This window comes from Burkholderia sp. Tr-20390, from assembly GCF_017104595.1.
Classification (GTDB): domain Bacteria; phylum Pseudomonadota; class Gammaproteobacteria; order Burkholderiales; family Burkholderiaceae; genus Burkholderia.
Genome location: NZ_JAAGPC010000064.1, coordinates 1 through 12,479 on the forward strand (window position 1 = coordinate 1; position 12,479 = coordinate 12,479).

A 12,479-nucleotide genomic window follows, 5' to 3' on the forward strand; every position below is an offset into this window, starting at 1 on the left:
CCGTCGATCAGCGACGCGTGGTTCAGCGCGTCGGAGAAGATCGTTGCGCCTTTGCCGGTGAGCGCCGTCATCGCGGCGAGGTTCGCCATGTAGCCGGTGCTGAAGTACAGCGCGCGCGGCGCGTCGGCGTGACGCGCGGGCCGTGCCGGTCGAACAGCGCGTAGCCAAGATCGGCTTCGAGCTCCTGGATCTGCCGCGTGACAGCCGGCTGCGAGCGGCCGAGCAGTTCGCCCGCGCCGGTCACGCTGCCGGCCGACATGACCGCGGAAAAGGCTTCGAGTTGATGCAGCTCCATGACACCTTCCGATGATGCGATTTGCGCATTGTAGAAGTGTGAGCATGCGTGATTAATATAATGATTTTTGCTATCGACAGCGCGAAAACTGCGAAGGGCCCGATCGTTGCGAAGGCCGGTGGTGCGTGCCCGAGCGTGGGTTGCGATCGGCGCCGTGAACGAAACGCCAATCGAATCAACGTGATGCGTTGCATGCGGATACATCGCGCGAGGCGGGGAGTGCGGATGGCCGCTCGCCAGCATCACGCCTTCGCGCCGCGCACGATATCGATATGCGCAAAACTTCGTTGGATCGTCCTGAACCGGGTGGTTACATGCCCTCACTCTTTTCGACTGACTGAGGCTGGGGGACGCATGAACGTTTCGGGGAACGACGCACGCGGCGCATGGCGGCGCGTGCTGGGCACGGTGGCGGCGCTCGCTGCCGCATGGGGCTTGTCGACGGGCGGCGCGCTCGCGGCGGGCGTGTCGGGCGAGCCGGTGGTGATCGGCGTGAGCGGGCCGCTGACGGGGCAGGATGCGCAGTACGGCGAACAATGGAAGCGCGGCTTCGATCTCGCGCTCGACGAGATCAACGGCAGCGGCGGCATTCACGGCCGTCCGCTCGCGGTCGACTTCCAGGACAGCCGCAGCGACCCGCGCCAGGCCGTGGCGATCGCGCAGAAGTTCGTCGCCGATCCGCGCATCGCGATCGAGCTGGGCGACTTCTCCAGCGCGACGTCGATGGCCGCATCGCCGATCTACCAGCGCGGGCAGCTGATCCAGTTCGGCTTCACGAACTCGCATCCGGACTTCACGAAGGGCGGCGACTATCTGTGGAGCACCGCGCTGAGCCAGGCCGAGGAGCAGCCGCTGCTCGCGCGCTACGCGGTGAAGGAGCTCGGCTTCAAGCGGATCGCGGTGCTGTACCTGAACACCGACTGGGGCCGCACCAGCAAGGACATCTTCGCGAAGGCGGTGGCCGGGCTCGGCGCGCAGGTCGTCGCGGCCGAAGGCTATCAGCCGGCGGAGAAGGATTTCCGCTCGACGCTCGTGCGCATCGGCGAATCGAAGCCCGATTCGATCGTGCTGATCTCTTACTACGCGGACGGTGCGCAGATCGTGCGCCAGGCGCGTACATCGGGGCTCACGCTGCCGATCGCGGCGGTCGGCTCCGTGTACTCGCCGAAGTTCCTCGAACTGGGTGGCACGGCCGTCGACGGCGTCTATACCGAATCGAACTTCTTCCCGGCCGAACCGCGCCCCGAGGTGCAGGCGTTCGTGCAGCGCTATCGCGCGAAATTCCACGCCGATCCCGATTCGTTCGTCGCGCGTGCATACGATGCGCTGATCCTGTCGGCGGAAGTGCTGCGCCGCTACGGCACGACGCGCCAGGCCGCGCACGACGGCTTCGCGAAAATCAGCGACGTGCCGAGCGTGATCTTCGGCAAGGTGCGCTTCGATCCGCAGACGCGCCGCGTCGCGGGCGCACGCACCGTGTATCTGGTCGTGAAGCAGGGGCAGTGGGCGCTGTGGGACGGCGCGAAACCGCAGCTCGCCGCGCGTTGAACCCGGCGCTGAACAGCATGCATGTAACGGACGCATCGTGATGGCTTCCTGGCTCGACTACACGCTCAACGGCCTCATCGTCGGCAACATCTACGCGCTGCTCGCGGTCGGGCTCGCGCTGATCTTCGGCGTGTCGCACCTGATCAACTTCGCGCACGGCTCGGTCTACATGGTTGGCGCGTTCATCGGCTGGCTGTGCCTGACGCGCTTCGGGCTGCCGCTGCCGGTCGCACTGGCGGCGGTCGTCGTCGGGTGCGGTGCGCTCGGCATCGCGATCGAACGGATCGGCTTGCGGCCGCTGCGCCACGCGGCACGCATCGCGCCGCTGCTCGCGACGATCGGCATCAGCTTCATCCTCGACCAGCTCGCGCAGCTCGCGTTCGGCGCCGACCCGCGCGCGGTGCCGACGCCGCTGCCCGACTGGCATCTGCGGATCGCCGGCGCGACGCTCGGCTCGCTCGACCTGCTGATCGCGGGCATCGGTATCGCGGCGGCCGCGCTGCTGTACGGCTTCCTGCGCTTCACACGGCTCGGCTGGGCCGTGCGCGCGACCGCGCAGGATCGCGACGCGGCGCTGCAGATGGGTGTCGACGTCGACCGCGTGAACCAGACCGTGTTCGCGATCGCGTGCGCGCTCGGCGGCGTGAGCGGGCTGCTGGTCGGCATGTACTACAACAGCATCGATCCGGCGATGGGCTTCCAGGCCACGCTGAAGGGCGTGGTCGCGCTGCTGATCGGCGGGCTCGGCAACGTGCCGGGCGCGATCGCGGGCAGCCTGCTGCTCGGTCTCGTCGAAAGCTACGGCGTCGCGCTGTTCGGCACCAGCTATCGCGACCTGTTCGCGTTCGGGCTGCTGATCGTGTTCCTCGTGTGGCGGCCGAACGGGCTGTTCAGCGCGAACCGCGCGCTGCCGCCCGAGCCGATGACGGGCACCTTCCTCGCGGCCGCGAAGGCCGTGCGCGTGCCGCGTCCGGTCCTCGTTGCGCTGATCGTGGCGGCGGCCGTGCTGCCGTGGCTCGGCGCGTCGCCATACGTGCTGCAGACGCTGACCAACGCGTGGCTGTACGGGCTGCTCGCGTTGAGTCTCACGCTGGTGGCGGGCACGGTCGGGCAGATCTCGCTTGGCCACGCGGCGCTGCTCGTGATCGGCGCGTATGCGTCGGCGCTGCTGTCGTCGGATCTCGGCTGGTCGCCGGCCGTGACGATTCCGTGCGCGGGCGTGATCACCGCCGTGCTCGGCACGCTGCTCGTGTATCCGGCGTTCCGGCTGCGCGGGCACTACGTGTCGATCGCGACGCTCGGCATCGGCGAAGTGGTGAGCCTCGTGATCCTGAACTGGGACGGCCTCACGCGCGGCCCGCTCGGCATCACCGGCATCGCGCCGCTGCCGTGGGCGACGACCGCGCGTGCCGCGTACTGGTTCACGTTCGCGGTGCTCGTCGTGTTCGCGCTCGTGCAGGTGCGGCTGCTGCGCTCGCATCTCGGCCGCACGCTGCGCGCGGTGCGCGAGGACGACGTCGCCGCGCGTGCGCACGGCATCGCACCGAACCGCTACAAGGCGATCGCGTTCGCGGTCGGCGGCGTCGCGGCCGGCGTGAGCGGCGGGATCGCCGCGCACCTGTACAGCTACATCAATCACCAGACCTTCGATTCGCAGGTGTCGATCCTCGCATTGACGATGGTGATCCTCGGCGGGCTCGGCAACGTGCTCGGCGGCATCGCCGGCGCGATCGCGCTGATCGGGCTGCCCGAGCTGTTCCGCTGGGCGGCCGACTACCGGATGCTGATCTACGGCCTCGTGCTGTTGCTGCTCGTCCGGTTCCGGCCGCAGGGCCTGCTCGGCACGGTGTGAGGAGGAACGCGATGACCACCCATCCACCCTTGCTCGACGTGCAGGGCCTGACGCGCCGCTTCGACGGTGTGACCGCGCTCGACGGCGCGAGCCTGTCACTCGCCGAAGGCGAACTGCTGAGCGTGATCGGGCCGAACGGCGCGGGCAAGTCGACGCTGTTCGGCGTGATCGCCGGTGCGGTGCGGCCCACGCGCGGGCGCGTCGTGCTGCATGGCGTCGAGCTGCGCGGGCGCGGGCCGGTCGTCGCGAGCCGGCTCGGCATCGGCCGCAGTTTCCAGCAGACGAGCGCGTTCGCGCGGCTGACCGTGTTCGACAACCTGCGCTGCGCGGCGCTGCATGCGCCGGCTGAGCGGCGGCGCTGGTGGAACCGGCTGCGCGAATCGGCGTCGGTCGATCTCGCGGCCGCTCGCGTGCTGCACGACATCGGCCTCGATGCGCACCGCGACACGCCGGCCGGCGAACTGAGCTATGCGGAACAGCGCGCGCTCGATCTCGGGATCGCACTCGCGAGCGGCGCGCGCACGCTGCTGCTCGACGAGCCGACGGCCGGGATGAGCCGCGCGCAGGCGGCGCGGATGATCGCGCTGATTCGTGCGACGACGCAGGGGCGCACGGTCCTGCTGATCGAACACGACATGGATGCGGTGTTCGGTTTCGCCGAACGCATCACGGTGCTCGTGCGCGGCACGGTGGTCGCGACCGGCGCGCCCGATGCGATCCGCGCCGATCCGGCCGTGCGGGCCGCCTATCTGGGCGAGGGCGGCCCATGAGCGCGCTGCTCGATATCCGCGACCTGCGCGCATGGTACGGGCTGCAACCCGTGCTCGACGGCGTCGATCTCGCGCTCGCGCCAGGCGAGACGCTCGCGCTGCTCGGCCGCAACGGCTCGGGGCGCTCGACGCTCGCGAAGGCCGTGATGGGGCTCGTGCGCACGGCCGGCTCGGTGCGCATCGGCGGCGCCGAATGCGTGGGGACGCGCACGTTCGAGATCGCGCGGCGCGGCGTTGCTTACGTCGCCGAAAGCCGCGACGTGTTTCCGCTGCTGACGGTACGCGACAACCTGCGGCTCGGGCTGCGCGGCGTCAGCGGCGCGGCCGAACGCACGGCGCTCGAACGGTTGTTCGACCGCTTTCCGTTGCTGGCCGCGCGCGCGGACGTGAAAGCGGGGCGGCTGTCGGGCGGCGAGCAGCAGGTGCTCGCGCTGGTGCGGGCGCTGGCCGGCCGCCCGCGCGTGCTGATCGTCGACGAACCGGCCGAAGGGCTCGCGCCGCTGGCCGTCGACGAAGTCGGCGCGTGCCTCGCCGCGCTGCAGGCCGACGGTGTCGCGATCGTGCTGATCGAGCAGCGGCTGCAGTTCGCGCCGCGGCTCGCGCGGCGCGTCGCGGTCATGGGGCGCGGACGGATCGTCTATGACGGTGCGCTGGACGGCCTGGGCGGCGAGGTCGCGAACGCATGGCTGAGCGCCGGCTGACGGCGCGCGAGCGATTGTTCAGAAAACTCCGCCAGTCAATTCGCGTCGAGCCGCTTTATCGCCGCGGTACCGCACAGTAAATTGCCAGTCATACCGGTTGCATATCGACGCAACGACGCGGCAACCGGCACCCTCCATCGAAAGTCTTCTGACTGAGGAATGAAATCATGAGCAAGCTGGCAAACAAGGTCGCGATCGTCACGGGCGGCTCGAAGGGCATCGGCGCGGCGATCGCGAAGGCATTGGCCGCGGAAGGCGCGTCGGTCGTCGTCAACTACGCGAGCAGCAAGGCGGGCGCCGATGCGGTGGTGAGCGCGATCGTCGAAGCCGGCGGCCGCGCGGTCGCGGTTGGCGGCGACGTGTCGAAGGCAGCCGACGCGCAACGCATCGTCGATACGGCGATCGACACGTACGGGCGTCTGGACGTGCTCGTCAACAATTCCGGCGTGTACGAATTCGCGCCGATCGAAGCGATCACCGAAGAGCACTACCGCCGGCAGTTCGACACGAACGTGTTCGGCGTGCTGCTGACCACGCAGGCCGCGGTCAAGCATCTCGGCGAAGGTGCGAGCATCATCAACATCAGTTCGGTGGTGACCAGCATCACGCCGCCCGCCAGCGCCGTGTACAGCGGCACCAAGGGCGCGGTCGACGCGATCACCGGCGTGCTCGCGCTCGAACTCGCGCCGCGCAAGATCCGCGTGAACGCGATCAACCCGGGGATGGTCGTGACCGAAGGCACGCACAGCGCGGGCATCATCGGTTCCGATCTCGAAGCGCAGGTGCTCGGCCAGACGCCGCTCGGCCGCCTCGGCGAGCCGGACGACATCGCGTCGGTCGCCGTGTTCCTCGCGTCGGACGATGCGCGCTGGATGACCGGCGAGCATCTCGTCGTGAGCGGCGGGTTGAACTGATCCGGCGAGGGCGGTGCAGCGGCGCGCGTGCGCCGGTCGTGCCGCCCGTTTCGTTACGCGTGCATCGCGAGCGCGTAACGGCCGACGTGCCACTGCAGGCTCTCGACGACGAGCGCGTGATTGTGCTCGGAGTCGAGACCCGCGATCGTCATCGCGCCGACGATGCCGGTGCCGGCGATCCGCAACGGCACGCCGCCGCCGTCGAGCGCATAGTCGTCGTCCGACAGCCCCTGCGACTGCAGCGACCAGCCGGCGCGGCGAAACCGCTCGCCGACCGCGAGCGAACTCAGGCCGAAGCGCAATACCGTGTTTTGCCGCCGGCGGATCGCGTCGCTGTCGCCGGCATCGCTGCCGTCGAGCGCGCAGTAGAACAGCGGCGCTTGCTCGCCGACGATGCTCACCGCGATCGGCAGCCCGCGGCGCGACGCAAGATTGACGGTGATTTCACCCAACCGGCGCGCAACGGCCGCATCGAAGCGCGGCAGCACAGGGTTCGACGCGTCGTCGTCGAAGGGATGGGGTTCGAGGCGAAAGAGGGTCGTCACCATGGCGGCTCCGTGGCGTCGCCGGCGCTGGGTGCGCGTGCCGGGCGTCGCATCGTCACGGGCCGCGCGCGGGCCCGTCTTTCCATCAGCGCTTCGGGGCGTCGAGCATCCACTCGTGCGCGGGATCGTTCTTGAACGCCCACGCGCGGCTCGGCCCGGCCATCACGTTCAGGTAGTACAGGTTGTAGCCGTGCGGCGCGACCACCGGGTGGTAACCGCGCGGCACCATCACGACGTCGTGGTCCTCGACCGCGCACGCTTCGTCGAGGCTGCGGTCGTCCGTGTACACGCGCTGGAACGCGAAACCCTGCGGCGGATCGATCCGGTGGTAATAGGTTTCCTCGAGCGACGTTTCGTCAGGCGCCGCGTCGCGGTCGTGCTTGTGCGGCGGATAGCTGCTCGAATGGCTGGCCGGCGTGACGACTTCGACCACGAGCAGGCGGTCGGCCGCCGGGTTGTCCCCCATCAGGATGTCGCACACGTAGCGCGTGTTGGTGCCTTGCCCGCGTACCGAGCGGCGCATCCGCTCGCCGTCGAGGCGTTGCACGCGCTTGTCGCCGCTCGCGTACGGCGCGGTGCACAGCGCGATTTCCGCATCGCGGGTCGCGACCAGCTTGACCGTCTTGCCGCCCGGCACGTACAGCGCGTCCGGCGATACATCCTCGAAGACGCTGTCGCGCTTGCCGAGCGCATCGTAGGTGTTGCCGTCGACCTCCGCACGCACCGTGCCGGTGAGCACGACGACGCACAGCTCGCGCGCGCCGGTGTCGAGCGTTTCGGTGTCGGCGGCCTTCAGGCGTAGCGCACGGAAGCCGACGTGCTTCCAGCCGGCCGACTCGGGCGTGACGTTGCAGATCTCGCGGTCGGCCGAGGCCTTGATCAGCAGGGGAGAAATCGTCATGGGGTGGGGCTCCGCAACAGGGTAGGGCTCATGCGTTCACGCGTTCATGCGTTCACGCGCTCAACCGGTCGACGATCGCGCGCAGCGATTCGTAACCCTTCTTCGCATACGCATAGCTCGGCGCGACGGCCGGATCCTGCTCGGCCTCGACGACGAGCCAGCCTTCGTAGCCGGCGTCCTTCAACGTGTGCAGCGTCGCTTCGTAATCGAGCGCGCCGTCGCCCGGCACGGTGAAGGTGCCGTTGATCACGCCGTTCAGGAAGCTCCAGCCGTCGTTGCGCGCCTGCGTGACGACCTGCGGCCGCACGTCCTTGCAATGCACGTGAACCACGCGCGACAGATGCTTCTTCAGCAGCGTGACCGGGTCGGCCGCGCCGCCGAAATACGCGTGGCCGGTGTCGAACAGCAGGAACACTTTCGTCGGGTCGGTGAGCGCCATCAGCCGGTCGACGTCGTCGGGCGACTCGACGTACGCGCCCATGTGGTGATGGTAGGCAAGCTTGATGCCGTACGTGTCGAGCAGGTGCGCGCCGAACGCGTCGAGGCGCGCCGCGTAGCGTCGCCAGGCTGCGTCGTCGACGAAGCGCGGGCGCTTCGCGACCGGCGTGTCGATGTTGCCCTGGATCGTGCCCGCGCATTCGCCGTACACGACGACCTTCACGTCGTTGTACTTCAGCTTCGTCAGGTGCGCGCGGCAGCGCTCGATCTCGGCGGCGACCGCATCGGCGTCGCTCATGCCGGGCTCGACCTCGGCGAGGAAGCCCGAATACCAGCCCGACACGCACACGAGCCCGAACTCGGCGAGCTTCGCCTTCAGCTCGGGGCCCGTCTTCGGAAACTTGTTGCCGAGCTCGAAGCCCGCGTAGCCGATTTCGGCGCCTTCCTTCAGCGCCGTTTCGAGCGGCGTCTCGCCGCCGAGCGACGGCAGGTCGTCGTTCATCCACGACAGGGGATTGATACCGATGCGGACGTTCCAGCTCATGACGTGCTTCCTTGGTTCGGATGTGTTGTTCGCGGGGAGGGGTTCGTGGGCCGTGCGCGCGATCAGCGCCGCTGCCGGGTCTTCGCATCGAGATACGCGCGGTGCGCCGCGTCGACGCCGGCGCGCTCGGATACTTGCGGCACCGCGACTTCCCACCATGCGCCGCCGTCGTCGGTCGTGCGCCGGTGCGTGGTGTCGATCACGAGCACCTGGCTCTTCGTCGCCGCGCGGGCGCGTTTCATCTCGCTGCGCAGCTCGCCGATGTCGCGCACGTGCACGGCTTCGGCGCCCATCGCGCGCGCATGCATCGCGAAATCGATCGTCGAGCGCTCGCCGCCTTCCGGCACGCAGTCGTCGAGCATGTTGTTGAAGCTCGCGCCGCCGCAATTCAGTTGCAGCCGCTCGATGCAGCCGTAGCCGCGGTTGTCGAGGATCACGACGATGAGCTTGCGGCCGAGCATCACGGACGTCGCGAGTTCCGCGTTCAGCATCATGTACGAACCGTCGCCGACGATCACGATCACTTCGCGTTCGGGCCGCGCGAGTTTCGCGCCGAGGCCGCCCGCGACCTCGTAGCCCATGCACGAGTACGCGTAGTCCATGTGGTAGTTGCCCGGCGCGCCGCTGCGCCACAGCTTGTGCAGTTCGGCCGGCAGCGTGCCGGCCGCGCACACGACGAGATCATCGCGCGCGCTGTCGCGGCCCGCGTCGGCCGCGGAGTCGCGCACCGCGCCGATCACTTCCGCGTCGTACGGGAGCGTGTCGTTCGGAATGCGGGTCGTGAGCTCGGTCACGCGCGCGTTCCATGCGGCGGCCTGGTCGCGGTTGCTGGCGGTCCATGCCGGATCGGCCTGCCAGCCGGCCAGCGCGGCCGACAGCTGGCCGAGGCCCGTGCGCGCATCGGCCACCAGTTGCCGGCCGCGTTTCTTGCCCGCGTCGAACGGCTGCACGTTCAGGCTCAATAGCGTCGCATTGCCGTAGAGCGCATGCGAGCCGGTCGTGAAGTCCTGCAGCCGCGTGCCGACCGCGAACACCACGTCGGCCTGCGCGGCCGCACGGTTCGCGGCCGGCGAGCCCGTCACGCCGATCGACCCGAGATTCAGCGGATGGTCCCACGCGAGGCTGCCCTTGCCGGCCTGCGATTCGGCGACCGGCACGCCATGCGTATCGGCGAACGCGCGCAGCGCATCCCACGCCTGGCTGTACAGCACGCCGCCGCCCGCGACGATCAGCGGCTTCTTTGCGGCCTTCAGCACGTCGAGCGCATCGGCGAGTTCGAGCGCGTCGGCCGGCGGCCGGCGCATCCGGATCACCGGCGGCGCGAAGAAATTCTCGGGCCAGTCGTACGCGAAGGTCTGCACGTCCTGTGGCAGCGCGAGGCACACGGGGCCGCACTGCGCGGGATCGGTCATTACCTGGATCGCGCGCGGCAGCGCGACGAGCAACTGCTCGGGCGACGTGATGCGGTCGAAGTAGCGCGTGACCGGCCGGAAGCAGTCGTTCGCGCTGACGTCGCCCTGTTCGAAATCCTCGACCTGCTGCAGCACCGGGTCGGGCAGCCGCGACACGAACACGTCGCCGGGCAGCAGCAACAGCGGCAGCCGGCCGACGTGCGCGAGCGCGGCCGACGTCAGCATGTTGGTCGCGCCGGGGCCGATGCTCGACGTCGCGGCCATCATCCGCTGGCGGAAATTCGCTTTCGCGAACGCGACGGCCGCATTGGCCATCCCTTGCTCGTTGTGCGCGCGGAAGGTCGGAAGGCGGTCCTTTTCCGCGTGCAGCGCCTCGCCGAGCCCGGCCACGTTGCCGTGGCCGAAGATCGCGAACACGCCGCCGCAGTACGGCAGGATCTCGGTGCGGCCGTCGGGCTGGACGACTTCGGCGCGCAGGGCGGCCAGGTAGCGCACGAGCGCCTGGCTGACGGTCAGTCTCACGGTAGAGGTCATGTCGGTCGGTGAAGAGGAAAGGGTCATCGCAGGCGTCGCGTCAGGCCGCGGCGGCGCGGGCGGCCGCGGCACGGCGGCCGAGCCACGCGTCGACCAGTTGCGCGAAGTTGCCGGCGACTTCGTCGATCAGCGCCTGGTCGTCGATCCGGCCGGCGAACCAGTTCAGCGACGCATCCGCCCACAGCGTGCGCCCGACCATGAAGCCCTTGACGATCGGGTTGGTCGCCGAGCGGAAGCTGTCGACGAGGTATTGCAGCGGCTGGTTCAGCCCGAGGATCACGGCGCCCCGGCAATGCGGGTCGCGCTCGGCGATCAGCGCGGCGAGCCGCGTCCAGCCGTCGGCGGTGAGCGGCGTGAGCTTCCACCATTCGGGCTTCACGCCGAGGTTGTAGAAGCGCGCGATCGTGCGCAGCACCGCGTCGTCCTCGGTGCCGGCCGGCGTGACCGCGCGCGGCGGAATCATTTCCAGCAGCAGCTCGTTGCCGCTCGCGCGCGTGGCTTCCCACAGCTCCAGCACGCGCTGCTCCTGTTCGACGCGCAGGTCGACCGGGTCGTCCGGGTGATAGTGCACGAGGCACTTCACGACCTGTTCGGTCGGCCAGTGCGTGAGCGACGAGCCGACCGAGCGCGTTTCGTCGAAACGCAGCGGCCGCGAGCCCGGCAGCTCGACCGGGCGGCCGACCCACCAGCCGCGTCCGGTGGCCGACGCCAGCGCGTCGCTGCCGTAGCCGCCGCCGTCGATCAGCACGCCCACATGGCCTTCGATGTGGCGATCGCGCTCGACCTGTTCGACCGCGCGCACGAGCAGGCGCTTCAAGGTCTTGATCCGCGCTTCGTCCGCGCCGGCCTGCACCGCGAGTTCATAGAACTGGCTGCGATGGTCGAACGCCATCACGCACAGGTCGTCCCATTCGCGGCGCGGCACCGTCACGCGATGCAGGTGCGCGAGCGTGTGGTCGGCGTCGACCACCGGATTGCGGCTGCCGTCGAACCAGTGTGCCAGCTCGGCCGGCGTCGGCATCGCGGCGGAGCACGCATGGCGCGACACGACGATCGCGCCGCACGCGTTCGCGATGCGCGTCGATTCGGCCCAGTCGCGCCCACGCAGCAGCCCCGACAGCAGGCCCGACAGGAACGCATCGCCCGCGCCGAGCACGTTGAGCACCTCGACGCGCTCGCCGGGAAAGGTCGGCGCATCGTCGATGCGCTCGGGAACGTCGCCCTCGATCACGCAGCAGCCGAGCGCGCCGCGCTTGACGACCAGCGTCGCGTTCGTGATCTTGCGCACCGCCTGCAACGAGCCGATCACGTCGTGCGGCACGCCGCCCGCGATCAGGAATTCCTCCTCGGTGCCGACCAGCAGGTCGAATTCGCCGAGCACCTGCTGCAGCTGCCGCGTCACCTGCGCGTCCGGCACGTAGCGGTTTTCGCCCGCGCCGCGCGCGGTCAGCCCCCACAGCACCGGCCGGTAGTCGATGTCGAGAATCCGCACGACGCCATGGCGGCGCGCGTAACCGAGCGCGGTCAGCGATGCCTCGCGCGTGCCCGGCGTCGACAGGTGCGTGCCGGTGATCGCGAGCGCGCGGCAGCCGGCGATGAAGTCCTCGCTGATCTCGTCGGCGCGCACGGCCATGTCCGCGCAGTTCTCGCGCACGAACAGCAGCGGGAACGTGTCGCGGTCCTTCAGCCCGAGCAGCACCAGCGCGGTGAGGCGCTCGCGGTCGGTCTGCAACTGGCTCGTGTCGCAGCCTTCGCGCTCGAGCGTCTCGCGCAGGAAGCGGCCCATCTGTTCGTCGCCGACGCGCGAGATCATCGCGGTCTTCAGCCCGAGCCGGGCCACGCCGAACGCGACGTTGCCGGACGAGCCGCCGAGATACATCTGGAAACTGCGCGCGTCTTCCAGGCGGCTGCCGTACTGCTGCGCATAGAGATCCACGGCCACGCGGCCGAGGCAGGCGAGATCGATGGGGCGGTCACTCGGAAAGGTCAGCAGGCTCATATCACGTGTCACGCTCGCGGCCGGCG

Annotated in this window: 10 protein-coding genes and 2 pseudogenes; 5 read left to right on the forward strand and 7 right to left on the reverse strand. The window is 69.5% G+C overall.

The features are described from left to right. Positions 1-128 (reverse strand): annotated as a pseudogene (locus G3N98_RS18945) (8-amino-7-oxononanoate synthase); the annotation flags it as partial. Beyond that, positions 113-295: pseudogene (locus tag G3N98_RS18950) on the reverse strand (LysR family transcriptional regulator); the annotation flags it as partial. The pseudogenes G3N98_RS18945 and G3N98_RS18950, both read right to left, overlap by 16 nt. 354 nt (positions 296-649) lie before the next feature. Here G3N98_RS18950 and G3N98_RS18955 point away from each other — a divergent pair. The 5 genes from G3N98_RS18955 to G3N98_RS18975 all read left to right on the forward strand — a co-directional run bounded on the left by G3N98_RS18955 (position 650) and on the right by G3N98_RS18975 (position 6,080). Beyond that, on the forward strand, positions 650-1,843 hold the full coding sequence (locus G3N98_RS18955) for an ABC transporter substrate-binding protein (RefSeq protein WP_089474219.1): 1,194 nt from the start codon (positions 650-652) through the stop codon (positions 1,841-1,843). 40 nt (positions 1,844-1,883) lie between these two features. Then, positions 1,884-3,695, forward strand: a complete 1,812-nt coding sequence (locus tag G3N98_RS18960; RefSeq protein ID WP_206148901.1) for an ABC transporter permease — start codon at positions 1,884-1,886, stop codon at positions 3,693-3,695. Between the two features lie 11 nt (positions 3,696-3,706). Continuing rightward, positions 3,707-4,465 (forward strand): ABC transporter ATP-binding protein, encoded by a 759-nt coding sequence (locus tag G3N98_RS18965; RefSeq protein ID WP_206148902.1) that lies wholly within the window; start codon positions 3,707-3,709, stop codon positions 4,463-4,465. Next, on the forward strand, positions 4,462-5,166 hold the full coding sequence (locus G3N98_RS18970; RefSeq protein WP_206148903.1) for an ABC transporter ATP-binding protein: 705 nt from the start codon (positions 4,462-4,464) through the stop codon (positions 5,164-5,166). Before G3N98_RS18965 ends, G3N98_RS18970 begins: the two co-directional genes overlap by 4 nt. A 167-nt stretch (positions 5,167-5,333) precedes the next feature. Further along, positions 5,334-6,080, forward strand: coding sequence for a glucose 1-dehydrogenase (locus G3N98_RS18975; protein ID WP_089425159.1), 747 nt, complete (start codon positions 5,334-5,336; stop codon positions 6,078-6,080). A gap of 53 nt (positions 6,081-6,133) precedes the next feature. Here the strand turns inward: G3N98_RS18975 and G3N98_RS18980 are convergent, their stop codons facing one another. From G3N98_RS18980 to iolC, 5 genes are all read right to left on the reverse strand, one after another. Continuing rightward, positions 6,134-6,628 (reverse strand): heme-degrading domain-containing protein, encoded by a 495-nt coding sequence (locus G3N98_RS18980; RefSeq protein WP_206148904.1) that lies wholly within the window; start codon positions 6,626-6,628, stop codon positions 6,134-6,136. A gap of 82 nt (positions 6,629-6,710) precedes the next feature. Continuing rightward, positions 6,711-7,526 carry a 5-deoxy-glucuronate isomerase gene (gene iolB, locus G3N98_RS18985; RefSeq protein ID WP_206148905.1) on the reverse strand — a complete coding sequence of 272 codons (816 nt, stop codon included), beginning with the start codon at positions 7,524-7,526 and terminating at the stop codon, positions 6,711-6,713. A gap of 52 nt (positions 7,527-7,578) precedes the next feature. Next, positions 7,579-8,508, reverse strand: a complete 930-nt coding sequence (iolE, locus tag G3N98_RS18990) for a myo-inosose-2 dehydratase (RefSeq protein ID WP_206148906.1) — start codon at positions 8,506-8,508, stop codon at positions 7,579-7,581. A gap of 62 nt (positions 8,509-8,570) precedes the next feature. Next, complete coding sequence (gene iolD, locus G3N98_RS18995) at positions 8,571-10,454, reverse strand: 3D-(3,5/4)-trihydroxycyclohexane-1,2-dione acylhydrolase (decyclizing) (protein ID WP_206148907.1); 1,884 nt, start codon at positions 10,452-10,454, stop codon at positions 8,571-8,573. Positions 10,455-10,494: 40 nt separating this feature from the next. Further along, a complete protein-coding gene (gene iolC / locus G3N98_RS19000) occupies positions 10,495-12,453 on the reverse strand; it encodes a 5-dehydro-2-deoxygluconokinase (protein ID WP_206148908.1) in 1,959 nt (652 codons plus the stop codon). Positions 12,454-12,479: the final 26 nt, after the last annotated feature.